Origin of the sequence: Gemmobacter caeni (assembly GCF_003054195.1) — a bacterium.
Classification (GTDB): Bacteria; Pseudomonadota; Alphaproteobacteria; order Rhodobacterales; family Rhodobacteraceae; genus Gemmobacter; species Gemmobacter caeni.
In genome coordinates this window covers 493,353-515,489 of sequence record NZ_QBKP01000001.1, presented here as the reverse complement: position 1 = coordinate 515,489, position 22,137 = coordinate 493,353, and the positions used below count along the sequence as shown (strand labels likewise).

Here is a 22,137-nt window from a genome sequence, read left to right as displayed (position 1 = left end):
TTGGCGGGCATGGGGTTACGCCCAATATCGGTGCAGGTTCAGGCGCTGTCCAGCACCTCGGCTGCAAGGGTGCGGCTGATCGGCACGCCGCGCGCCAGTGCCAGTGCGTCCAGATCGGCCACAAGGTTGCGCGCTTCGGCCAGACTGCGCCCCATGCGCGCGACGAGCCAGGGGATCAGCGCGGGCGGCACGGCGATCTGGCGGTCGCTGAACTGCTTGACCAGCACCGCAGACAGCAGCGCATCATCGGGTGGCTCGATCCGGGTCAGGGCGGTGCCCTGCATCCGGCTCAGCAGGTCGGGCAGGCGGATGCCCCAGTCGCGCGGTGGGGTTGCGGCGGTCATCAGGAAGGGCAGGCGGCGTTCGGCCAGCCGGTTGTGCAGGTGAAAGAGCGCGGTTTCGGCGCGCGCATCGCCTGCCACTGTTGCGGCATCCTCCAGTACCACGGGGCCGGTGGCGCGGGCGTCCACATCGGTCTGTCCCAGCGCGGCCGCCTCCAGCAGTGTCGCGCCTGCCCGTGCCGCCCAGATATGCGCCAGATGGGTCTTGCCCGATCCGGGAGGGCCGATCAGCAAAAGCTTGTCCAGCGGCCAGCCCCCGGCTTCCAGCGTCGCCAGCGCCATGGCATTGGCGGGCGAGGCAAAGAAATCCTCGCGGCGCAGCGAGGCGCGCGCGGGCAGATCGAAGGCAAGCTGGGCGGTCACGGGGTATTGTCGTCGCGTCGTGCTGTGGGGCCAAGGCCGAGGTAAAGGCGGCTCTGCTTGTACTGGTCTATGGCAAAGCGCGCCAGAACCCCCAGTGCCGCCGCCACCGGCACCGCCACCAGCATCCCGACGAAGCCGAAAACCGAGCCGAAGGCCGACAGCGCGAACAGAAGCCACACCGGATGCAGCCCGACCGAATTGCCCACCAGTTTCGGCGTGATGACATTGCCTTCCAGAAACTGCCCCAGCGCGAAGATCCCGGCGACGATGCCGATCTGCAGCCAGTCGCCCCAGAACTGGAACAGGGCCAGACCCATGGCCAGTGCGCCGCCGATGATGGCGCCGACGTAAGGGATGAAGGTTATGGCCCCGGCAATCGCACCGACGACGATCCCGTAATTCAGCCCCGCCAGCATCAGCGCCACGGCGTAGAAGGTGCCGAGAATCAGGCAGACCGAGATTTGCCCGCGCACGAAGGCGGCCAGAACCCGGTCGATCTCGCGTGCGAGATGGCGCACGGTCGGGGCATGATCGCGCGGCAGGATCTCATCGACGCGGGCTACCATGCGGTCCCAGTCCAGCAGCATGTAAAAGGCGACCACCGGCACGACGACGATGAAGACCACCGCGTTGATGACCCCCATGGCCGAACCGATCAGCGACTGCGCCAGCTCGCCCCCCTTCGACTGGATCAGCTTGCCGATATTCTCCAGCGTCTGACGCATGGTCGAGGTTTGGTCCTGAAGATCGGGAAAGCGTTCCAGCATGAAAGCTTGCAGCCGCCGGAACATCACCGGCGCCTCGTTCACCAGCGCGGTCAGCTGGTTGAACAGCACGGGCAGCACGGCAAGGAACAGCAGCACCGTCAGCAGCAGGGCCGCTATGGAGATAACACCCGTCGCGGCGGCCCGGCTGAGGCCCGCGCGTTCCAGCCGGTCGGCCAGAGGGTCCATGAAATAGGCGATGGCCCCGCCAACGAGGAAGGGCAGGATCACCGCCCCCAGAAACCACAGCACTGCTACGAACAGCAATGCGGCAAGGCCCCAGTATTTCACCTGTTCGCGCACCGGAAGCGACATCGGACCCCGCCAGACTACCTTTCCTTCAGATTGCGCATCGGGGCGCAGGTTTCAAGGGGCGGCCGCGCAAAGCCTGCCTTGGCCTTGTAACGACAGGCAATTTCATGCGAGGGCTGCCCCATGTCCGGCGCAGGAGAGCGGAATGAGCGACGACGACGAATATGTCTATGATGAAGCCAGCGGTGAATGGCGTCCGGCCTCCGAGGTGCGGGCCGAAGCGGCGGTCGTGGTGAAGGATGCGGCGGGCAATGTGCTGGCCGACGGCGATCAGGTGGTTCTGGTGAAAGACCTCAAGGTCAAGGGCGCCGGCACCACGCTGAAACAGGGCACCGTCATCCGCTCGATCCGGCTGACTGACAACCCCGAGGAAATTGACTGCCGCCACGACACGATCAAGGGTCTGGTGCTGCGCACCGAATTCGTGCGCAAGCGCGGCTGAGGATCAGCGCGGCGGCAACAGCTCTGCCACGCCGCCGTGCGAAAACCCGCGCCGCATGGACAGAAACCGCGCGCGGGGATGGTCGCGGTAAAGATCGTTGCTGACGATGGTGGCGCCGGTGGTGAAGGCGCTGTCGATCAGCCATGCGTCGGCGATCTGGCCCTTGGCGGTCATCTCGATGTCGGCGGCGGGGCGGGCGATGCGGCGGGTCAGCTCTTCCACCGACATGCCGCGCCCGAACAGCGTATAGGCGATATTGGCATCGAAGATGACCTTGACCGCGCGCCCTTCCGCCATCAGCAGGTCGATCACGGATTGCAGCGTGGCAAGCTGCGCCTTGTCCGTCAGGCCCGAGTTCTTTTCCCACATCACCACGTTGGAGCCGTCGACCAGCACTGTTGCCTGCGGGCGTGGCGTGCGGGGCTGTTCGGTGCCATGGCGCGGGCTGGCGGCACAGGCGGTAGCAGACCATTCGACGCGCCCGCCTTTCGGGCGCTGCCGCAACCCGGTCAGCGCGCGCGCCAGCGGAAAGCGCGCCGCCGCCTTCACGGCCAGCGCCCCTTCGGCGGAAACCCCCTTCGGACGGCTGAGCCAGACCTCGCCCAGCGGGGTCAGGGTCAAGTCGGGCAGGCTGGTCTCGGGCGTGATGGCAAGGATGCGGCCACGCAGGGCCAGCGTCTCGGCCTTCTGGCGCAACGCGGCGCGGGCCCTGGGGTCCGGTCGGGGCGCGGCGCGGCGGCCTGGCCAGAGTGCGGCGCCGAGCCCCAGCAGGGTCAGCAGCAACAGGGCCAGCAGGGCTGTATCAAAATAGGTCATCTGAAACGGGCCTTGGCAATTCAGGGTTGCAATATGCCTTGGTCGCACGCCCACATCCTGCGGGCAAGGGGCCTGACCCCGGGGCTTCTGTGGCGCGGAACTTGCCCGCAGGCCGCGAACCCGCTAGGAAAACCGCCGAAAGCTTTTGCCAAGAGGCCACCCCATGCGTCTGTCGCGCTACTTCCTGCCCGTCCTGAAGGAAAACCCCGCCGAGGCGCAGATCGTCTCACACCGCTACATGCTGCGTGCCGGCATGATCAAGCAACAGGCGGCGGGGATTTATTCCTGGCTGCCGATGGGCTTCAAGGTGCTGAAACGCATCGAGCAGATCGTGCATGAGGAACAGATCCGCGCCGGGCACATCCCGCTGCTGATGCCGACGCTGCAACCGGCCGACCTGTGGCGCGAAAGCGGCCGCTATGACGATTACGGTGCCGAGATGCTTCGCATCAAGGACCGCCACGAACGCGACATGCTCTATGGTCCGACCAACGAGGAGATGATCACCGACATCTTCCGCAGCCATGTGAACAGCTACAAGGATCTACCGCTGACGCTTTACCACATCCAGTGGAAGTTCCGTGACGAGGTGCGCCCGCGCTTCGGTGTGATGCGGGGCCGCGAGTTCCTGATGAAGGACGGCTACAACTTCGACCTCACCAAAGAGGACGCGCTGCACGCCTACAACCGCCACATGGTCAGCTACCTGCGCACATATGAACGCATGGGCCTGACCGCGATTCCGATGCGCGCCGCCTCCGGCCCGATCGGCGGCGACAATACCCATGAATTCCTCGTTCTGGCCTCCACCGGCGAGTCGGAAGTGTTCTACGACGACCGCGTGACCGCGCTGAAGCTGGGCGACCGCGAGGTCGATTTTGATAACCGGGCCGAGGTTCTGGGTATCTGCGAGGAATTCACCTCGCTTTACGCGCGCACGGATGAAACCCATGACGAGGCAGCGTTCAACGCTGTTCCCGAGGCGCATCGCAAGGTCGGGCGCGGTATCGAGGTCGGGCAGATCTTCTACTTCGGCACCAAATATTCCGAACCGATGGGCGCCACCGTCGTCACCGCCGACGGCAACCGCGTGCCGGTCGAGATGGGCAGCCATGGGATCGGTGTCTCGCGCCTGCTGGGCGCGATCATCGAGGCCAGCCACGATGACAAGGGCATCATCTGGCCGGAAGGCGTGACCCCGTTCCACTGCGGTATCGTGAACCTGAAACAGGGTGACAGCGCCACCGATGCAGCCTGCGAAGGGCTTTACAAGGCGATCAAGTCCAGGGGCCTCGACCCGCTGTACGATGACCGCGACGAACGCGCGGGGGCCAAATTCGCCACGATGGATCTGATCGGCCTGCCGTGGCGCATCACCGTCGGCCCGCGCGGTCTGGCAAGTGGCGTGGTCGAACTGACCTCGCGCCGCACCGGCGAAAGCGAGGAAATGAGCGCCGAAGCCGCTGTGGACCGTATCGCGCAGATCTACGCCGGGATCTGACCGACCAGCAGATGGCAGGACAACGAACCGGCAGGGCCTCCTGCCGGTTTTTCTTGCCCGGTCCCGTGCGCGGGGGCGGGTCTTGGGGGCGCTGTCAGGTCACAGGGCACTTTCCGCCCCTTGGAGCAACCGTTCCAGCTTGTTTGCAGGCAAGACAGCGGGCAGAACACAAACGGTAATCTCCCCGGGGCGGGGAAGCAGTGCGGGTAGGGGCGATGCTGAAACTGAACCATGCCGAATTGATCGAGAACGAGCGGGCGCGGCCGGCGGACCACCGGAAGGGCCACGACGGATATCGGCGCAAGATGGCCGCCTTGCGTGACACGTTCTTTGAACAGTTCCTGACCCGCGAGGCCCGTCGGCATCCGTCGAATGACGAGATCATCGCCGCCTTCGGTGATCTGCCCCCCGCCGATCTTGCGGTGCCCTATGACCTGACGCCCGAGGGGCTGGAGCATGTCAGCCGCTGTATTCAGCGGAAATATGTAATCCATTTCAAGAATATACGGCGTTGCTGGGCGCTGCTGCTGCAACATATGCCCGAACTGATGGCCGAGGGCTGCGCGCCGCGTGAGGTGCTGGAAATGTCCACCGCCCATGGTGCGACGCTGGAAATCCTGCGCCGGAAGGGGCACCGGGTCATCGGCAATGATTTTGCCAATTTCGTCGGCGGGGCGGCGCTGGACAGCCGGTATCGGGATTTCAACGGCAGTGATCTGACCTCCGCGCGGGACGACCATGGCCTGCATGACGGCTCGGGCGTGGTGCGCGACTGGCCCTATCGGCCGATCACCGAAAGCCTTGGTCTTGATGTGCGGCTGTTCGATGCGGGCAGCGGACCCTATCCCTTTGCGGACAAGAGCCTCGACAGCGTGATCTGTTTCGACGCGATCGAGCATTATTGCCATCCGCGTGACTGGATGAAGGTGGTGGGCGAGTTCACCCGGATCGCGCGGCGTTCGGTGCTGGTGGTGCCGAATGCGGTGGCGCCGCATGATGCGAAGCGCAAGGACTACATTGAGGCGGTCTATGCCTTCCAGCGCGACATGCGCAACTATTCGGATGACGGCTGGGCTTGCGTTCATGCCGGGGTCCTGCGCAACCAGCTTTCGGTCTTCAAGCTGATGCGGCTGGGCTGAGCGGGATGGTCCCCCCGGGGGCTGCCGCCCCCGGACCCCCGCGAGTATTTGCGCAAGAAGCAGAGGACAACGGTGAAGTGATGCAGGCGGCGCTTGACCTTTGTGGCAAAGGGCGGAACAACCCGGCATCATGAGCACACGCACCCCGCCTTTTGCCCCGTTCGAATGGATGATCGCCTGGCGCTATCTGCGTGCAAGACGCAGCGAGGGCGGCGTCAGCGTGATGACCTGGATCAGCCTGATCGGCATTGCGCTGGCGGTCTTCGCACTGATCGCCACACTGGCGGTGCGGGCCGGGTTCCGGGCGGAATTCGTTGATACGATTCTTGGCGCCAATGCGCATGTGACGGTTTATGCCAGTGCTGAGGTCGATGACAACGGCCGGTCCCTGCGCGGGTTCAGCGATTATGACGCGCGGGCCGAACGGCTGGCGGCCGTGCCGGGGGTGGTGCGGGCGGCGCCGCTGGTCAAGGGGCAGGTCATGGCCACCGCCAATGGCGTGAACATGGGGGCCGAGGTCTTTGGCATCCGGCTGGACGACCTGCGCAGCATTCCGCGTGTCGGTGACGGGGCCGAACACGAGGGGGACATCGCGCGTTTCGACGAGGGCATCGCCATCGGATCAGGCCTTGCGCGCGAACTTGGGGTGGGGATCGGTGACCGGCTGCGGCTGATCTCGCCCGACGGGGTGAAGACCGCCTTCGGCACTTCGCCGCGGGTCAATGCCTATGAGGTGGTCTATATCTTCACCGCCGGGCGCTATGATATCGACCGGACCCGTGTTTACCTGCCCTTCACCGAGGCGCAGGAATATTTCAACCGCGAGGGGCGGGCGGATGAGATCGAGGTCATGGTGGCTGACCCCGATCATATCGAGAAATATGAACTGCCGCTGTTGCAGGCGGGGGGCGAGCGCACGCTGCTCTGGACCTGGCGGGACAGTGCGGGATCCTTCCTGCGCGCGCTGGATATCGAGGACAATGTGATGTTCATCATCCTGTCGATCCTTGTGCTGATCGCGGCGATGAACATCATCTCGGGGCTGATCATGCTGGTGAAGAACAAGGGCCGCGACATCGGCATTCTGCGCACCATGGGGCTGACGGAAGGCGCGATCCTGCGGGTGTTCTTCATCTGCGGCGCCTCGACGGGGCTGGTGGGGACGCTGGCCGGGGTGGTTCTGGGCTGTCTGTTTGCCATCTACATCGACCCGATCTTTTCCTTTGTGAACTATGTCTCGGGCGGCGGGGTCTGGGATCCGGCGGTGCGCGGCATCTATTACCTGCCGGCGCGGTTGCAGGCGGGCGATGTGGCCTCGGCCGTGGCGCTGAGCCTCGGGTTGTCGTTCATCGTCACGATCTTTCCGGCGCGGCGGGCGGCTCGGATGAACCCGGTGGAGGCGCTGCGCTATGAATGAGGTGCTGCGGCTGGAGGCCATTTCCAAGACCTACAACCGGGGCAAACCCTCGGCCGTGACGGTGCTGAACGGGGCGAGCCTCAGCGTGGGGCGGGGCGAGGTCGTGGCGCTGGTGGCGCCCTCGGGGGCGGGGAAATCGACGCTGCTGCATATCGCGGGGCTTCTGGATACGCCGGACGAGGGCCGCGTAGATCTCGCCGGGCGCGAGATGACGGGTCTGCCGGATCGTGCCCGCACGGCGGCGCGGCGGGCGGATGTGGGGTTCATCTATCAGTTCCACCATCTGCTGCCGGAATTTACCGCGCTGGAAAATGTGGTGCTGCCGCAACTGGCGAACGGCTTGGCCGCGCGGGCGGCGCAGGCGCGCGCGATGGATCTGCTGGCCAGCGTCGGCGTCGATCACCGCGCGGGCCACCGCCCGGCCGAGCTTTCGGGCGGCGAGCAGCAGCGCGTCGCCTTCTGTCGCGCGCTGGCCAATGCGCCGAAGCTTTTGCTGGCGGACGAGCCGACCGGAAACCTGGACCCCGGCACCTCGGATCAGGTGTTTGGCGCGCTGATGGCGGTGGTGCGGGCGACGGGCCTGTCGGCGCTGATTGCCACGCATAACATGGAACTCGCCGCGCGGATGGACCGCGTTGTCCGGCTGGAACAGGGGCGCGTCGCCTGAGCGCATGATCTGGCGCTTGCGCCCTGTGACCGGGCATGGTTTCGTGAGGGAAAATACCTCGGAGACTGCCATGTTCCATCTTACGCCGCTGCGCCTTGCCCTCGGGGGTGCCCTCTTGCCGCTGGCTCTGGCGGCCTGTCTGCCGCTGGCGAAGAAAGTGCCGACCGGGGCCGAGGATTTTGCCACCTATTGCGCGGCTTGCCATGGCGATGCCGGCAAGGGCGACGGGCCGATGGCCGATACGCTGGACAAGCGCCCGGCTGATCTGACCCGTATTTCCGCGAAGAACCGCGGCAAGTTCCCGATGGCGCGGGTGATGAGCAAGATCTGGGGCTATGCCCGCACACCCGATGGTGTGGTCATGCCGCAATTCGCACCCCTGCTGGAAGGCGAGAAGATGGTGCTGTTCGACAGCGGCGACGGTATTGCCACGCCCACGCCGCTGCGGCTTGTACAACTGGGCGAATATGTCCGCGACATGCAGGCCAAATGAAAAACGGCGCCCCTCGGGGCGCCGTTTGCGTCATGGGGCAGGGGATCAGCCCTGAAGCGTGCGGACCCCGTAACCTTCCGCGCGGGCCTTCATCGCGGCGACGGCGGCGATGGATGCGGCGGCGGTGGTGAAATAGGGGATCTTGTCCATCAGCGCGACGCGGCGGATGTCACGGCTGTCGGCGATGGCCTGCGCGCCTTCGGTCGTGTTCATCACCACGGTGATTTCATTGTTCTTGAGGCTGTCCACGATGTTCGGACGGCCTTCGTAGACCTTGTTGACCAAAGTCGCCGCCACGCCCTGCGCCGACAGCCAGCTTGCGGTGCCGCGCGTCGCCACGATCTCGAACCCCATGGCGATCAGGTCGTGCGCGGCTCCGGCCAGCGCTTCGGACTTGTCGGCATCCTTGACGCTGAGGAAAACCCGGCCGCTTTCCGGCAGGTTCATCCCCGCACCCATCTGGGCCTTGAGGAAGGCCAGCGCAAAGGTGCGGTCCCAGCCCATGACCTCGCCGGTGGAGCGCATTTCCGGCCCCAGAAGCGGGTCGACGCCGGGGAAGCGGGCGAAGGGCAGCACGGCTTCCTTGACGCTGAACCATGGCGTGATCGGGTTGGCCAGCGTGTTCGGATCGGCCAGCGGCAGCACCGAATCAGGGCCGACGCCCGCGTCATAAGGGGCGCGTTCGGGGAAGTTCGACAGCGGCTCGCCTGCCATCAGCCGCGCGGCGATAGAGGCGATGGCACTGTCAGTGGCCTTGGCGACGAAGGGCACGGTGCGGCTGGCGCGCGGGTTCACTTCCAGCACATAGATCACGCCGTCCTTGATGGCGAATTGCACGTTCATCAGGCCGACGACATGCAGCGCACGGGCCATCAGCACCGTCTGGCGCTTCAGCTCGGCCACCGTGTCGTCGGACAGGCTGTGCGGCGGCAGGCAGCAAGCCGAGTCGCCCGAATGGACGCCCGCTTCCTCGATATGTTCCATGATGCCCGCGACATGGACATTCTCGCCATCGCACAGCGCATCGACATCCACCTCGATGGCGCCGGCCAGATAGCTGTCCAGCAGCACCGGGTTGTTGCCTGAGACCTGCACCGCGTCGCGGATGTAGCGTTCCAGTTGCGCGTCGTCGCGGATGATCTCCATCGCGCGGCCACCCAGCACGAAGGAGGGGCGGATGACCAGCGGGTAACCCACATCTGCGGCCACAGCGAACGCCTCGTCGCGCGAACGGGCGGTGCCGTTCACCGGCTGTTTCAGGCCCAGATCGTTCAGCAGCTTCTGGAACCGCTCACGATCTTCGGCCAGATCAATCGCGTCGGGCGTGGTGCCGAGGATCGGGATGCCTTCCTCATGCAGCGCATTGGCCAGTTTCAGCGGCGTCTGTCCGCCGAACTGCACGATCACGCCATGCAACGTGCCGTTTTCCTGCTCTACCCGCAGGATTTCAAGCACATGTTCGAGCGTCAGCGGCTCGAAATACAGCCGGTCCGAGGTGTCATAGTCGGTCGAAACCGTTTCCGGGTTGCAGTTGACCATGATGGTTTCATAGCCCTGCGCGGTCAGCGCGAAACAGGCGTGGCAGCAGCAGTAATCGAACTCGATGCCCTGGCCGATCCGGTTTGGGCCACCGCCAAGGATGACTACCTTCTTTGCATTCGACGGGCGGCTTTCGCATTCCACATCGCCCATCGCGGGGGCCTCATAGGTGGAATACATGTAGGGGGTCTGCGCCTCGAATTCGGCGGCGCAGGTGTCGATACGCTTGAACACCGCCTTCACGCCCAGATTGCGGCGCGCGCGGCGGACCTGACCTTCATCGCGGCCGGTGAGCTTGGCCAGACGGGCATCGGTAAAGCCCATCATCTTCAGCCCGCGCAGGCCCTCTTCGGTGACCGGCAGACCCTCGGCGCGGATCTGTGCTTCGGTCCCGATGATCTCGCGGATACGGGCGAGGAACCACGGGTCGAAACTGGTCGCCTGCTGGATCTCGTCATCGCTGAGGCCGTGGCGCATGGCCTGAGCGATCACGCGCAGCCGGTCGGGGGTTTGCTGACCCAGCGCCTTGAAGATCGAGGCCTTGTCGGGCGCGCCGGGAATGGCGATTTCGTCAAAGCCGCTGAGGCCGGTCTCAAGGCTCGCCAGCGCTTTTTGCAGGCTTTCGTGGATGGTACGGCCGATGGCCATGACCTCGCCCACCGATTTCATCGCGGTGGTCAGATGCGGCTCGGACCCCGGGAATTTTTCAAAGGCAAAGCGCGGGATCTTGGTGACGACATAGTCGATCGACGGCTCGAACGAGGCGGGCGTGACCTTGGTGATGTCGTTGTCCAGCTCGTCCAGCGTATAGCCGACCGCCAGCTTCGCCGCGATCTTGGCGATGGGGAAGCCGGTGGCCTTGGACGCCAGCGCCGAAGACCGCGACACCCGCGGGTTCATCTCGATGACGACCATGCGGCCATCTTTCGGGTTGATCGCCCATTGAACGTTCGACCCGCCGGTCTCCACCCCGATCTCGCGCAGCACGGCGATGGAGCCGTTGCGCATGATCTGATATTCCTTGTCGGTCAGCGTCAGCGCCGGGGCCACGGTGATGGAGTCGCCGGTATGCACGCCCATCGGATCAATATTCTCGATGGAACAGACGATGATGGCGTTGTCCTTGCGGTCGCGCACCACCTCCATCTCGTATTCTTTCCAGCCGAGAAGCGATTCATCGACCAGAACCTGCGCGACGGGGCTGGCTTCCAGCCCCGATTTCACGATGGCCTCGTAATCGTCGCGGTTGTAGGCGACGCCGCCACCCGTGCCGCCCAGCGTGAAAGCGGGACGGATGATGGCCGGAAGGCCGACATAATCCAGCGCCTTCATCGCCTCGGCCACACCGGCCGCGATGTCGAACTTGGTCCCGACCTTGGGGGCGGCGATGATGGTTGCCTTCGGGTTCTCCAGCCCCAGCCGGTCCATCGCCTCGCGGAACAGCTTGCGGTCTTCGGCCATTTCGATGGCTTGGCGATTGGCGCCGATCAGCTTGACGTTGAACTTTTCCAGCACGCCCAGATCATCCAGCGCCAGCGTGGTGTTCAGGCCGGTCTGCCCGCCCATGGTCGGCAGGATTGCGTCGGGGCGTTCCTTTTCGATGATCTTGGCCACCACTTCGGGGGTGATCGGCTCGATATAGGTCGCATCCGCCAGCCCCGGATCGGTCATGATCGTTGCGGGGTTGGAGTTCACGAGGATGACGCGATACCCTTCCTCGCGCAGCGCCTTGCAGGCCTGTGCGCCGGAATAGTCGAACTCGCAGGCCTGCCCGATGACGATGGGCCCCGCACCGATGATCATGATCGAGGAGATATCGGTTCTTTTCGGCATGGGGGCCCCCGTGTGTGCTCCGCCGCACCCAAGGGGGCGGGGGAGGGATTCTGAGCATCGCGCAAATTGGCGGGGTTATAGTCGCGTCAGTTCGGGGCGCAAGGGTCTATCTGGCGCAGGGAAGGAACGGCATGTCGGCATCGGGCTGGTCGGCGCGCGGCATGGCTGCTACATCGCGGGAAAGCGGTCGAACGGAGGGCGAGGCATGATCCTGTTGGAACACGGGCCGCAGGGCCGCCCGGCCCTGTTTGACGCCCCGCGCGAGACCATTGTCGTGTGGGAGGCGGACGCGCTGGCACCCGCCCTGGCGCGGCTGGATGCGGCGCGGGCATCGGGCGGCTGGATAGCGGGTTATCTGTCCTACGAGGCGGGCTATGCGCTGGAGCCGAAGCTGGCGCCCCTGATGCCGGAGAACCGGGATCACCCGCTGCTGGCCTTCGGTGTTTTTGATGCCCCCGCGCCGGGCGGACCGCTGCTGGAAACCGCACGGTCGGCAGGTGGCGCCACGCTCGCGCCGCTGGTGCCAATGATCAGCCGCGCGGATTACGGCTTGGCCGCCGAAAAGGTGGCGGCCTATATCGGCGCGGGCGATTGCTATCAGATCAATCAGACCTTCCCGATGGAAAGCCGCCTGACCGGCACGCCCCTTGGGCTTTACGCGGCGCTGCGGGCGCGGCAGGCGGTGGGGTATGGCGCCTATCTGGATCTTGGCAGCGGCCCGGTCATCGTGTCACGCAGCCCCGAGCTGTTCTTTTCCACCACCGCTGCCGGGCGCATCGAAAGCCGCCCGATGAAAGGCACCGCGCCGCGTGGCGCCGACCCGGAGGAAGATGCCGCGCTGGCGGAAGAACTGTACCGTTCCGAAAAGGGCCGGGCCGAAAATCTGATGATCGTCGATCTGCTGCGCAATGACATCTCGCGCCTTGCCGAGGTCGGCTCGGTCAAGGTGCCCGAACTTTTCGCGGTGGAGGCTTTCGCCACCGTTCATCAGATGTCGTCGCGCGTCGTCGGGCAACTGGTCGAACCACCCGCAATGGCCCGGCTGATGCCCGCTCTGTTCCCCTGCGGCTCGATCACCGGGGCGCCGAAGATCCGCGCGATGGAGATCATCCGCGAGGTCGAGCCCTTCCCGCGCGGGGTCTATTGCGGGGCAATCGGCTGGATGGCGCCGGATGGTGCCTCGGTTTTCAACGTGGCGATCCGCACGCTGTCGGTCTGGCCGGACAATCGCGTGGTGCTGAACGTCGGCGGTGGCGTGGTCTACGATTCCACCACGCAGGGCGAATGGGACGAGGCTCACTGGAAGGCGCGCTATGCCGCGGCGCTGGTCCGATGACGCCGCGCCTCATTGAAACGATGCTGTGGGATGGGGCGTCCTATCCGCGCCTGCCGCTGCATCTGGTGCGGCTGGCAGGCTCTGCCGCAGTGCTGCGCTACAGTTGCGACCTCACGGCGGTGCAGGAGGCGCTGCCCGCCCCCGAGGGCACGGCTCGTGTCCGGCTGACGCTGGGCCAGGCGGGCGATATCGAGGTGACGGCGGCACCGCTGCCGCCCGCCGCGTCGCACTGGCGGCTGGCGCTTTCGCCGCTCCGGCTCGACAGCGCGGACCCCTGGCTGCGCCACAAGACCACCCGCCGCGCGCTGTATGATGCCAGCCGCGCCGCGCTGCCCGAGGGCGTGGAGGAAGTGATCTTCCTCAACGAACGTGGCGAGGTCTGCGAGGGCACGATCAGCACGCTGTTCTTTGATCGGGGGCAGGGGATGCGGACACCGCCGCTGGCCAGCGGCTGCCTGCCCGGCGTGCTGCGTGCCGAACTCGGCTGCCCGGAAGAGGTGTTGCGCGCAGAAGACCTGCCGCAGGTCCGGCTCTGGGCCGGGAACGCGCTGCGCGGGCTGATCCCGGCGGTCTGGCTGGGGTGAAACATGCAGGGCATCTGCAAGGCACCTTGCAAATGCTTTCGCAAAACCCTTCTGCCCCGGCTTCGCCCGTATCGCGCGGGGTTGACTTGCCCCTTGGCGCGGTGTGTATCGGCGCATCGGATGAAGCCTCGGAAAAGGGGAGCGTGATGCACGCCTATCGCAGCCATACTTGTGCGCAACTCAACAAGGATCATGTCGGGCAGAATGTCCGTCTGGCCGGATGGGTGCATCGGGTGCGGGATCACGGCGGCGTGCTGTTCATCGACCTGCGCGACCATTATGGCGTGACGCAGGTGCTGGCCGACAGCGACAGCCCGGCCTTCGCGGACATCGAGAAGCTGCGTGCCGAATGGGTGATCTCGCTCGACGGCGTGGTAAAGGCGCGCGACGCGAGCCTTGTGAACCCGAAGCTCGCCACCGGCGAGATCGAGGTCTACATCAAATCCGTCCGCGTGCTGGGCGCGGTGGAGGGCGATCTGCCGCTGCCGGTATTCGGCGAAACCGACTACCCCGAGGAAACCCGTCTCACCTACCGATTCCTCGACCTGCGCCGCGAAAAGCTGCATGGCAACATGATGCTGCGCTCGAACGTGGTGCGCTCGATCCGCAACCGGATGTGGGATCAGGGGTTCAACGAATTCCAGACCCCGATCATCACCGCCTCCAGCCCCGAAGGCGCGCGCGACTTCCTGGTGCCGTCGCGCCTGCATCCCGGCAAGTTCTATGCCCTGCCTCAGGCGCCGCAGCAGTTCAAGCAGCTGATCATGGTGGCGGGCTTTGATCGTTACTTCCAGATCGCGCCCTGCTTCCGCGATGAAGACCCGCGCGCTGACCGCAGCCCGACCGACTTCTATCAGCTTGATATCGAAATGTCTTTCGTCGAGCAGGAAGACGTGTTCGCCGCCGTGCAGCCGGTCATTCAGGGCCTGTTCGAGGAATTCCGTCCCGATTGCAAAGTGCCCTCCGACTGGCCGCGCATCGCCTACCGCGACAGCATGCTTTGGTATGGCAGCGACAAGCCCGACCTGCGCAACCCGATCAGGATGCAGGTGGTGTCCGACCATTTTAAAGGCTCGGGCTTTGCGGTTTTCGCCAAGCTGCTGGAGAATGAGGGCACCGAAATCCGCGCCATTCCGGCCCCGACCGGCGGCAGCCGCAAATTCTGCGACCGCATGAATGCCTATGCGCAGAAAGAGGGCCTGCCGGGGATGGGCTATATCTTCTGGCGCGAGGGTGAAAATGGCGCGATGGAAGCCGCGGGCCCCCTGGCCAAGAACATCGGGCCGGAGCGGACCGAGGCGATCCGTCAGCAGCTTGGCCTCGGCCTCGGCGATGCGGCCTTCTTCCTTGGCGGCAAGCCGGAACAGTTTGAAGGCTTTGCCGGCCGTGCCCGCAATGAAATCGGGCGCGAGCTGAACCTTGCCGAAACTGACACCTTCCGTTTCGCCTGGATCGTTGACTTCCCGATGTACGAGAAGACCGACGACGGCAAGATCGACTTCAGCCACAACCCCTTCTCCATGCCGCAAGGCGGGATGGAGGCGCTGTCGGGCGATCCGCTGAAGGTGCATGCCTATCAGTATGACCTGGCCTGCAACGGCTATGAACTGATCTCGGGCGGTATCCGCAACCACAAGCCGGAAATCATGTATCGCGCCTTTGAACTGGCGGGCTATCCGAACAGCGAAGTGGACAAGCGGTTTGGCGGTATGGTCAAGGCGTTCAGATATGGCGCGCCGCCGCATGGTGGCTGCGCGATGGGGATCGACCGGGCGGTGATGCTGCTGGCGGATGAAATGAACATCCGCGAGGTCATCATGTTTCCGATGAACCAGCGTGCCGAGGATCTGCTGATGAACGCGCCTTCGGAACCCACCAACGAACAGCTGCGCGAACTGCGCCTGCGCGTGGTGCCGAAAGACGCCTGAGCGGGAATTGCAAATTCCTTGTGAAGGAATTTGCAAATCTTTTTGCAAAAGATTTGGCCCCGCCCCGGCGGGGTCTTTCAACAAGAGGCTGCCATGACTGCGATGTTCGACGCCTCCGTCCCGGTGTTTCTGCACTACCTCGACCGTCTGGCGGCCATGGTGGAGCGCACTGCCCGGCAGGAGCAGGTGCTTCAGGCCCGTCTCGCCCCCGACATGTTCACCGCCGCGCAACAGGTGGCGACGGCGGCGGGCTTTGCCCTGCGGATTTCCTTTCCGCTGGCCGGGGCTGCGGTGCCGGGGATCGCGGATCACGGGATGGACCGGATCGGCCTCGGCCGTCGTCTTGCGGCGGCAAGCCATGCGCTGCGCGGGCTGGAGCCTGAGGCCTTCGACGGGGCCGAAACCCGGCGCATCCGTCATCGCGCGGGCTTTGCCGAGCTGGATCAGTCCGGCGCAGAGTTCCTGCACCTGTTCGGCATGCCGAATTTCATGTTCCACACAGCCATGGCCTTTGCCGTGCTGCGCCAGCAGGGGCTGGAGATCGGCAAGGCCGATTTTGACGGGCTGCACGACTATCCGCACGGTTTCCGGTTCTGATCCCTCGCGCGGAATTGTGCCGGCGGCCAGAGGTCAGGGCTTTCCATCTCCGGGCCTGTGCCTATCTTCGCTGCACCAGTCTGTGCCAGCCCGGAGGATGCCATGCCGGTCGCCGAAGATATCGCCGCCTTCCGTTATGGCTATGGATTACCCTTGCCCGCAGGCGCCCCGCGCGGTGCGAAAGAGATGCTGGCGGCACTGGCCGGCCCTGACCGGGCGCGGGACCTGTTTCCTGCGCCGGAAACCCCTGCGCTTTTCGCCCTGTTTGCCGATGCAGCGAAAGCCCGCGTTGCCTTCCGAAAGAAGAAGGAAGAGCGTGACGAGGTGCGCAGGCGGGTCAAGCTGGTGGAGGCGGAGACCGAGGCCTTTTCCCGCAGGCTGATCGCGCGCGCGCTGGCCTCGCCGGACGGTTTTCGCGAACGGCTGGCCTGGTTCTGGGCAGATCACTTCACCACGGTGCCCCGCCTGCGCGAGCATTCGGTTCTGACGGGCGATATGTCCGAACGTGCCATCCGCCCTCATCTCGCGGGGCGCTTTGCCGATATGCTGCGGGCGGCTGACCTCCATCCTGCGATGCTGCTTTACCTTGACCAGCGAAGTTCCATCGGCCCCGGATCGGCCTTCGGGAAGCGCAAGGGAAAGGGGCTGAACGAGAATCTGGCGCGCGAGGCGATAGAACTGCACACGCTGGGGGTGGGCGCGCAATATTCCCAGACCGATGTGCGGCAGCTTGCCGAGCTTCTGACCGGGCTTGCGGTGGACCCGGCCAGGGGGGCGGTGTTCTATCCGCGCCGGGCCGAACCCGGTGCGGAACAGGTTCTGGGCAAAAGCTATGACGGGCGGGGGCTGGAGCCCATCCACCGGGTACTGGACGATCTGGCGCGCCGACCGGAAACCGCGCAGCATCTGTCGCGGAAACTGGTAACGCATTTCCTGTCGGACACGCCGGATCCCGCGCTGGTGGACCGGATGGCGGCGGCCTATCTGGCCAATGATACCGCGCTTCTGCCGGTATATGAGGTGATGCTGACGGATTCATCGGCCTTCGCCGCGCCGCGCCTGAAGGCCCGCCAGCCGGCCGAGTTCGTCATCGGTGCCTGCCGGGCGCTGGGTTTGCGGCCGCAACGCATGTTCAGGATGCCCTCACGGCGCTTCCACACTCTGCTGATCGACCCGATGCGTCTGATGGGGCAGGAATGGGGACGGCCCATCGGCCCGGATGGCTGGGCCGAGGCGGCGGCGGAGTGGATCACACCGCAGGGGCTGGGCGCGCGGATTGCCTGGGCGATGGACATGCCGGGCAATCTGGAACAGGTGGACCAGATTGATCCAAGGGCTTTTCTGGATCACGCGCTGGGAACACTCGCACCTGACACGCTGCGGGTTGCGGTCTCGCGCGCCGAATCTGCCCGCGAGGGGGTAGGGCTCGTGATGGCCTCGCCTGAATTCAACCGGCGCTGAGGAGGCGGCGATGCAAGATGTCACCCGGAGGCTTTTCCTGCGAGGCGGTCTGGCGGCGGCCTGTTCGGCGGCGGCCCATCCCTGGCTGACCACCGTGACCTTCGCACAAGGCGCGGCACAACTGGGGGAGAATCGGCTGATCGTCGTGATCCTGCGGGGGGCGATGGATGGTCTGGACGCGGTGCAGCCCATTGGCGACCCGCTGTTTGCGCGGATGCGGCCGAAGCTGGGCACCGGCGCGGGCGTGCTGCCGCTGGACGGCCTGTTCGGGCTGCATCCGGCAATGGCCGGGCTGATGCCGCTGTGGACGTCGGGTGAGCTGGCATTTGTTCATGCCACGTCGACGCCCTATCGCGACAAGCGCAGCCATTTCGATGGGCAGGACATTCTTGAAGCCGGAACCGGGCTGGATGTGCCGGTTCCCGAAGTGCGCGATGGCTGGCTGAACCGGATGTTGCAGGCGGTGCCGGGAATCGCATCGGAGACAGCCTATGCGGTCGGGCGCGAGGCGCAACCCCTTCTGGCCGGTGCGGCAGAAATCCGCAGCTGGACGCCCGAAGTGACCCTGAGCCTCAGCGCGCAAAGCAGGTTGCTGCTGGAACAGGTCTATCATGATGATGCGCTGTTCCGTGACGCGGGCGGCGAGGCGATGGATCTGGCTGCCGAACTTGCAGGCGGGGCCGCGCCCGCCTCGATGGAGGGGGGCGGCAAATTCGCAGATACCGACAGGCTGGCCGGTTTCGCGGCGGACCGGCTGAAAGGTGACACGCGGATTGCCGCTTTCTCGCTGTCGGGCTGGGATACGCATCGCCGTCAGGAAGGCGCGCTGCCGCAGCAGTTGCGCGGGCTGGAGCGGCTGATCCTTGTCCTGCGTGAACAGATGGGTTCGGCCTGGGATCGCACCATGCTGCTTGCGATGACCGAGTTTGGTCGCACGGTGGCGGAAAACGGCAGTGCGGGCACAGATCACGGCACCGGGGGGGCCATGCTGATGGCGGGCGGCGCACTGAAAGGTGGCCGCATCTACGGCCGCTGGCCGGGCCTGGCCGAGGAAGCCCTGTATGAACGGCGCGACCTCATGCCCACCAGCGATGTGCGCGGCTGGGCGGCCTGGGCCATGCGCGGGCTATACGGGCTGGACCGCCGGGTGCTGGAACAGGCGGTTTTTCCCGGTCTCGACATGGGCGATGATCCCGGTTTCCTGCGCTGAGCAGGCCGTTGCCTTCACCGCAGCGCCCGCCTAGGCTCAAACCCGAGGTGGAGGTGGGCATGGTTGATCTCGGTCAGAAGATACAAGGGTTTACGGCGCCCGCGCATCCGGCGGGCACGGTGTTGGAGGGGCGCTATGTCCGGCTGGAGCCGCTGGAGGCAGAGGCCCATGCGGGCGATCTGTACCGCGCCTTCGCCAGGGATGACCGGCTGTGGGATTATCTGGGCTATGGCCCGTTTCCCGGAGCGGCAGCATATCACCGCTGGGTCAAGGATCACGAGACGAGCCAGGACCCGGTGTTTCTGGCGCTGCGGGACCGGGCGACGGGGCATTGCGGCGGTGTGGCCTCTTTCCTGCGCATCGACCGGACGCATGGTGTGATCGAGGTCGGCCATATCTGCATCGCACCGGAAATGCAGAAAACCCGCGCTGTGACCGAGGCGATGTTCCTGATGATGCAATGGGCCTTCGCGGCCGGATACCGGCGCTATGAATGGAAGTGCAATGCGCTGAACATGCCCTCGCGCCGCGCGGCGCAGCGGCTGGGGTTCAGCTACGAGGGGGTGTTCCGGCAGCATATGATCGTGAAGGGACATAATCGCGATACCGCGTGGTTCTCCGTGATCGACAGCGAATGGCCGGCGCTGCGCGAGGCCTTCGTAGCCTGGCTCGCGCCTGCGAATTTCGGTGCGGGCGGGCAGCAGAATGAAAAGCTTTCGGATCTGACCCGACTGACCCGGCCCGCGCGCGACCCTGCGCTGTGACCGGCCCGTTTGCGAAAAGGAAACTGCATGCATCCGCGAATGACCCTGCTTTCTGCCGGTCTCTGCCTTCTGTCGGCCCCCGTGCTTGCCGCGGAGGATGTGACGACCGTCCCCTACCTTTGCGATCACGGGGCGCGGGTCAGCGCGACGTATATCAATAGCGGGACCGACAGCTTTGTCGTTGTCACCTTCGAGGGGCGGCAGATCGGCTTTGCCATCGCGCAATCGGCGTCCGGCGCGCGCTATGAAAGCCGGGATGCAGCCCAGCCCTTTGTCTGGTGGAGCAAGGGTGATCAGGCCATGATGCTGTTCGGGGCGGAAGAAACCCCGGTCTATTCTGAATGCGTCCCCGGATGAGGCGGTGGCCCGGCCCCCGACATGGGGGGAACGATCAGTCCGGTGACCGGCCGGGCCAGCCGTGACGCCAGCAGCCTGACCAGCGGCGCGGTATCTGCCCCGGCAGGCCGCGCCCGCGCCGCCACATCCGCCAGAACCGGATCATCGGCGCAGCGGGCGATGCCTTCGACAAACCCGGCGACATAGCTGCCGGTTTCCGGCTGCACGTCCAGCATTTCAGCCGCGTGGGCCAGATCGTCCCGCAGCGCCAGCGGGTCGGCAGGCAGCGTCATGCCAGATTCGCAGGCGGTGGCTGCCGGGGTGCCGGTGGTCCGCAGGATGAGGGCGACAAAGGCGGACAGGCCCGGAACGGGTTTCTCGACGAAGCCATCGGCCCCGGAGGCCAGCGCCGCGCCGCGCCCGGCCGGATCACCGCTGAGGCCAAGGATTGCCGGGCGTGCCCGCCCGAAACTTCCCAGACACAGTTCGTGGATCAGCGCTTCGCCCCGCCCGTCGGGCAGCCCAAGATCCACCAGAACGACATCGGGACGATAGAGCCGCAGATGCGCCCGCGCGGCGGCCAGCGTTCCCGCGCGCCGCATCCGTGCCCCGGTGCGCTGGCAGATCAGCCGGAGCGCATCGCAGGCAAAGCGGCTGTCCTCGACCAGCAGGATCGTCAACCCGCGCAGCGGTGCGGCGCGGCAGGCATTGGCATCGGGCAGGTGCAGAGGGTCTGGCATGGGGGCCTCGCGGGTTGTCCTGTGTCCAGCCAAGCAAAGATTCCCTAATCTCCGGTGAACGGTGGACAGGCGCCGCTGCGGCGGGCAGGATGGCCCCATGACCGAAGATCCGCGCATCGAAGCATGGTACAGCACTGAAAGCCGCTGGCAGGAGGGGCTTTTGGCCCTGCGCGCGCTGTTGCGCGAAACGCCTCTGGCCGAAAACCTCAAATGGCGCGGTCCCTGCTATGACTGGCAGGGCGGCAATGTGGCGATGCCCTGGCGCATGAAAGAGAGCTTTGGCCTGTCGTTCTTCAAGGGCGTGCTGCTGGATGACCCCGACAGGCTGCTGGAGCCGCCGGGGCCAAACTCGCGCTTCGTGCGGATGATGCGCTTTACCGCAAGCGCAGAGGTGGCGCCCGCCAGCCCTGCCTTGCGCGGTTTTCTGGCGCAGGCGCTGCATCTGGAACAGAGCGGGCAGAAGGTGATCCCGGCGCCGGGCGAGTTGGACCTGCCCGAAGAGATCGGCGAAGCCTTCGCCGAAGACCCGGATCTGGCGGCTGCCTTCGATGCACTGACACCGGGGCGGCGGCGCGGCTACCTGCTGCATTTCACCCAGGCGAAGCAGGCGGCAACCCGGCGCGCGCGGCTTGAAAAATGGGCGCCGCATATCCGGGCGGGCAAGGGAATGCACGACCGTTGACGCGCTGCGGCAAAGCCGCTCTTGCGTGCGGACGCCGGTCACGGGATAAGCGGGCCGGGTTCCGCGCGGCATGGCCCGCCGCGCTCCGAACCGCACCGGCGTCAGGCAGAGGAGAGCGCGAGGATGATCGGACGACTGAACCATGTGGCGATTGCAGTGCCGGATCTGGAGGCTGCCACCGCGCAATACCGCGACACGCTGGGCGCCAGTGTCCGCGCGCCGCAGGACGAGCCTGATCATGGCGTGACCGTTGTGTTCATCGACTTGCCGAACACCAAGATCGAGCTGCTGTATCCGCTGGGCGAGAACTCCCCCATTGCGGGCTTTCTGGAAAAGAACCCCGCCGGGGGGATCCATCACATCTGCTATGAGGTGGAAGACATCCTTGCCGCACGCGATCAGCTGAAGGCCGCCGGTGCGCGGGTGCTGGGCACGGGGGAGCCGAAGATCGGCGCGCATGGCAAGCCCGTGCTGTTCCTGCATCCGAAGGATTTCAACGGCTGCCTCGTGGAACTGGAACAGGTCTGAGCCATGACGATCACCGCCGCCCTCATCCTTTTCGCCGTCACCTGGTTCATGGTGTTCTTCGTGGTGCTGCCGGTGCGCTTCCGCTCGCAGGCCGAGGCGGGGGAGGTGGTGCCCGGCACGCCGAAATCGGCTCCGGCCGATCACATGGTCGGCCGCAAGGCGAAGATCACCACCATGATCACGGTGGTGATCTGGGCCGGGCTGGTCTGGTTCATCACCAGCGGTCTGGTCAGCATCCGCGACATCGACGTGATGGGGCATATGCCGCCGCCCTCTGCGCTGGAACAGCAGGGGCAGAAATAGGAAAGGCGGGCCCGGATCGGCCCGCCTTCTTTCTTCGGCGG

At 65.6% G+C, this 22,137-nt stretch carries 22 protein-coding genes; 17 read left to right on the top strand and 5 right to left on the bottom strand.

The genetic code is table 11. The features are described from left to right. Positions 1–38: 38 nt before the first annotated feature. On the bottom strand, positions 39–704 hold the full coding sequence (locus C8N34_RS02440; protein ID WP_108127309.1) for an AAA family ATPase: 666 nt from the start codon (positions 702–704) through the stop codon (positions 39–41). Further along, positions 701–1,783, bottom strand: a complete 1,083-nt coding sequence (locus tag C8N34_RS02435) for an AI-2E family transporter (protein WP_108127307.1) — start codon at positions 1,781–1,783, stop codon at positions 701–703. Before C8N34_RS02435 ends, C8N34_RS02440 begins: the two co-directional genes overlap by 4 nt. A 142-nt stretch (positions 1,784–1,925) precedes the next feature. On the opposite strand from C8N34_RS02435, the gene C8N34_RS02430 reads away from it, so the two are divergent. Continuing rightward, complete coding sequence (locus C8N34_RS02430) at positions 1,926–2,222, top strand: alkylphosphonate utilization protein (RefSeq protein ID WP_054301144.1); 297 nt, start codon at positions 1,926–1,928, stop codon at positions 2,220–2,222. Positions 2,223–2,225: 3 nt separating this feature from the next. Here C8N34_RS02430 and C8N34_RS02425 read toward each other — a convergent pair whose 3' ends face one another. After that, a complete protein-coding gene (locus C8N34_RS02425) occupies positions 2,226–3,038 on the bottom strand; it encodes an NYN domain-containing protein (protein ID WP_108127305.1) in 813 nt (270 codons plus the stop codon). A gap of 163 nt (positions 3,039–3,201) precedes the next feature. Here C8N34_RS02425 and proS point away from each other — a divergent pair, with 163 nt between their 5' ends. The 5 genes from proS (at position 3,202) to C8N34_RS02400 (ending at position 8,255) form a co-directional block, all read left to right on the top strand. Continuing rightward, positions 3,202–4,539, top strand: a complete 1,338-nt coding sequence (proS, locus tag C8N34_RS02420; RefSeq protein ID WP_108127303.1) for a proline--tRNA ligase — start codon at positions 3,202–3,204, stop codon at positions 4,537–4,539. Positions 4,540–4,754: 215 nt separating this feature from the next. Continuing rightward, positions 4,755–5,678, top strand: a complete 924-nt coding sequence (locus C8N34_RS02415) for a hypothetical protein (protein ID WP_108127301.1) — start codon at positions 4,755–4,757, stop codon at positions 5,676–5,678. 130 nt (positions 5,679–5,808) lie between these two features. Then, positions 5,809–7,095, top strand: a complete 1,287-nt coding sequence (locus C8N34_RS02410) for a lipoprotein-releasing ABC transporter permease subunit (RefSeq protein WP_108127299.1) — start codon at positions 5,809–5,811, stop codon at positions 7,093–7,095. Next, complete coding sequence (locus C8N34_RS02405) at positions 7,088–7,762, top strand: ABC transporter ATP-binding protein (RefSeq protein ID WP_108127297.1); 675 nt, start codon at positions 7,088–7,090, stop codon at positions 7,760–7,762. The genes C8N34_RS02410 and C8N34_RS02405 overlap by 8 nt, the downstream gene beginning before the upstream one ends. Positions 7,763–7,832: 70 nt before the next feature. After that, on the top strand, positions 7,833–8,255 hold the full coding sequence (locus C8N34_RS02400) for a c-type cytochrome (RefSeq protein WP_108127468.1): 423 nt from the start codon (positions 7,833–7,835) through the stop codon (positions 8,253–8,255). 45 nt (positions 8,256–8,300) lie between these two features. Here C8N34_RS02400 and carB read toward each other — a convergent pair whose 3' ends face one another. After that, positions 8,301–11,627: a carbamoyl-phosphate synthase large subunit gene (gene carB / locus C8N34_RS02395; protein ID WP_108127295.1), complete on the bottom strand. Its 3,327-nt coding sequence runs from the start codon at positions 11,625–11,627 to the stop codon at positions 8,301–8,303. Between the two features lie 205 nt (positions 11,628–11,832). Between carB and C8N34_RS02390 the strand changes: the two genes are divergently transcribed. The 8 genes from C8N34_RS02390 (at position 11,833) to C8N34_RS02355 (ending at position 19,864) form a co-directional block, all read left to right on the top strand. Continuing rightward, positions 11,833–12,963 (top strand): aminodeoxychorismate synthase component I, encoded by a 1,131-nt coding sequence (locus C8N34_RS02390; protein WP_108127293.1) that lies wholly within the window; start codon positions 11,833–11,835, stop codon positions 12,961–12,963. After that, positions 12,960–13,547, top strand: a complete 588-nt coding sequence (locus C8N34_RS02385; protein ID WP_242013752.1) for an aminotransferase class IV family protein — start codon at positions 12,960–12,962, stop codon at positions 13,545–13,547. Before C8N34_RS02390 ends, C8N34_RS02385 begins: the two co-directional genes overlap by 4 nt. Positions 13,548–13,693: 146 nt before the next feature. Continuing rightward, positions 13,694–15,475 (top strand): aspartate--tRNA ligase, encoded by a 1,782-nt coding sequence (gene aspS, locus C8N34_RS02380; protein ID WP_108127291.1) that lies wholly within the window; start codon positions 13,694–13,696, stop codon positions 15,473–15,475. A gap of 93 nt (positions 15,476–15,568) precedes the next feature. Next, on the top strand, positions 15,569–16,072 hold the full coding sequence (locus C8N34_RS02375) for a DUF1993 family protein (protein ID WP_108127290.1): 504 nt from the start codon (positions 15,569–15,571) through the stop codon (positions 16,070–16,072). A 102-nt stretch (positions 16,073–16,174) separates the two neighbouring features. Then, a complete protein-coding gene (locus C8N34_RS02370) occupies positions 16,175–17,533 on the top strand; it encodes a DUF1800 domain-containing protein (RefSeq protein ID WP_242013751.1) in 1,359 nt (452 codons plus the stop codon). 10 nt (positions 17,534–17,543) lie between these two features. Continuing rightward, positions 17,544–18,743: a DUF1501 domain-containing protein gene (locus C8N34_RS02365; protein ID WP_108127288.1), complete on the top strand. Its 1,200-nt coding sequence runs from the start codon at positions 17,544–17,546 to the stop codon at positions 18,741–18,743. Positions 18,744–18,802: 59 nt separating this feature from the next. Continuing rightward, on the top strand, positions 18,803–19,507 hold the full coding sequence (locus C8N34_RS02360; protein ID WP_054301157.1) for a GNAT family N-acetyltransferase: 705 nt from the start codon (positions 18,803–18,805) through the stop codon (positions 19,505–19,507). A 27-nt stretch (positions 19,508–19,534) separates the two neighbouring features. After that, the gene (locus C8N34_RS02355; RefSeq protein ID WP_108127286.1) at positions 19,535–19,864 is read left to right on the top strand and encodes an MliC family protein; all 330 of its coding nucleotides are present in this window, start codon (positions 19,535–19,537) and stop codon (positions 19,862–19,864) included. On the opposite strand, the gene C8N34_RS02350 is transcribed toward C8N34_RS02355, so the two are convergent. Beyond that, positions 19,840–20,583 carry a response regulator gene (locus C8N34_RS02350; RefSeq protein ID WP_158640444.1) on the bottom strand — a complete coding sequence of 248 codons (744 nt, stop codon included), beginning with the start codon at positions 20,581–20,583 and terminating at the stop codon, positions 19,840–19,842. The two genes, C8N34_RS02355 and C8N34_RS02350, sit on opposite strands and share 25 nt — an antisense overlap. A gap of 97 nt (positions 20,584–20,680) precedes the next feature. Here C8N34_RS02350 and C8N34_RS02345 point away from each other — a divergent pair, with 97 nt between their 5' ends. From C8N34_RS02345 to C8N34_RS02335, 3 genes are all read left to right on the top strand, one after another. After that, complete coding sequence (locus C8N34_RS02345; protein ID WP_108127282.1) at positions 20,681–21,265, top strand: YdeI/OmpD-associated family protein; 585 nt, start codon at positions 20,681–20,683, stop codon at positions 21,263–21,265. Positions 21,266–21,388: 123 nt separating this feature from the next. Beyond that, positions 21,389–21,793: a methylmalonyl-CoA epimerase gene (mce, locus tag C8N34_RS02340; RefSeq protein ID WP_054301161.1), complete on the top strand. Its 405-nt coding sequence runs from the start codon at positions 21,389–21,391 to the stop codon at positions 21,791–21,793. Between the two features lie 3 nt (positions 21,794–21,796). Beyond that, positions 21,797–22,096: a DUF1467 family protein gene (locus C8N34_RS02335; protein ID WP_108127280.1), complete on the top strand. Its 300-nt coding sequence runs from the start codon at positions 21,797–21,799 to the stop codon at positions 22,094–22,096. Positions 22,097–22,137 lie beyond the last annotated feature (41 nt).

What these genes read in the sequence shown, in the direction of transcription:
- aspS (WP_108127291.1), top strand. Translation starts at nt 13,694, where the DNA reads ATGCACGCCTATCGCAGCCATACTTGTGCGCAACTCAACAAGGATCAT.
- C8N34_RS02355 (WP_108127286.1), top strand. Translation starts at nt 19,535, where the DNA reads ATGCATCCGCGAATGACCCTGCTTTCTGCCGGTCTCTGCCTTCTGTCG.
- C8N34_RS02375 (WP_108127290.1), top strand. Translation starts at nt 15,569, where the DNA reads ATGACTGCGATGTTCGACGCCTCCGTCCCGGTGTTTCTGCACTACCTC.
- C8N34_RS02385 (WP_242013752.1), top strand. Translation starts at nt 12,960, where the DNA reads ATGACGCCGCGCCTCATTGAAACGATGCTGTGGGATGGGGCGTCCTAT.
- C8N34_RS02400 (WP_108127468.1), top strand. Translation starts at nt 7,833, where the DNA reads ATGTTCCATCTTACGCCGCTGCGCCTTGCCCTCGGGGGTGCCCTCTTG.
- C8N34_RS02365 (WP_108127288.1), top strand. Translation starts at nt 17,544, where the DNA reads ATGCAAGATGTCACCCGGAGGCTTTTCCTGCGAGGCGGTCTGGCGGCG.
- C8N34_RS02430 (WP_054301144.1), top strand. Translation starts at nt 1,926, where the DNA reads ATGAGCGACGACGACGAATATGTCTATGATGAAGCCAGCGGTGAATGG.
- C8N34_RS02435 (WP_108127307.1), bottom strand. Translation starts at nt 1,783, where the DNA reads ATGTCGCTTCCGGTGCGCGAACAGGTGAAATACTGGGGCCTTGCCGCA.
- C8N34_RS02345 (WP_108127282.1), top strand. Translation starts at nt 20,681, where the DNA reads ATGACCGAAGATCCGCGCATCGAAGCATGGTACAGCACTGAAAGCCGC.
- C8N34_RS02335 (WP_108127280.1), top strand. Translation starts at nt 21,797, where the DNA reads ATGACGATCACCGCCGCCCTCATCCTTTTCGCCGTCACCTGGTTCATG.
- mce (WP_054301161.1), top strand. Translation starts at nt 21,389, where the DNA reads ATGATCGGACGACTGAACCATGTGGCGATTGCAGTGCCGGATCTGGAG.
- C8N34_RS02350 (WP_158640444.1), bottom strand. Translation starts at nt 20,583, where the DNA reads ATGCCAGACCCTCTGCACCTGCCCGATGCCAATGCCTGCCGCGCCGCA.
- C8N34_RS02415 (WP_108127301.1), top strand. Translation starts at nt 4,755, where the DNA reads ATGCTGAAACTGAACCATGCCGAATTGATCGAGAACGAGCGGGCGCGG.
- C8N34_RS02405 (WP_108127297.1), top strand. Translation starts at nt 7,088, where the DNA reads ATGAATGAGGTGCTGCGGCTGGAGGCCATTTCCAAGACCTACAACCGG.
- C8N34_RS02390 (WP_108127293.1), top strand. Translation starts at nt 11,833, where the DNA reads ATGATCCTGTTGGAACACGGGCCGCAGGGCCGCCCGGCCCTGTTTGAC.
- C8N34_RS02370 (WP_242013751.1), top strand. Translation starts at nt 16,175, where the DNA reads ATGCCGGTCGCCGAAGATATCGCCGCCTTCCGTTATGGCTATGGATTA.
- proS (WP_108127303.1), top strand. Translation starts at nt 3,202, where the DNA reads ATGCGTCTGTCGCGCTACTTCCTGCCCGTCCTGAAGGAAAACCCCGCC.
- C8N34_RS02425 (WP_108127305.1), bottom strand. Translation starts at nt 3,038, where the DNA reads ATGACCTATTTTGATACAGCCCTGCTGGCCCTGTTGCTGCTGACCCTG.
- carB (WP_108127295.1), bottom strand. Translation starts at nt 11,627, where the DNA reads ATGCCGAAAAGAACCGATATCTCCTCGATCATGATCATCGGTGCGGGG.
- C8N34_RS02410 (WP_108127299.1), top strand. Translation starts at nt 5,809, where the DNA reads ATGAGCACACGCACCCCGCCTTTTGCCCCGTTCGAATGGATGATCGCC.
- C8N34_RS02360 (WP_054301157.1), top strand. Translation starts at nt 18,803, where the DNA reads ATGGTTGATCTCGGTCAGAAGATACAAGGGTTTACGGCGCCCGCGCAT.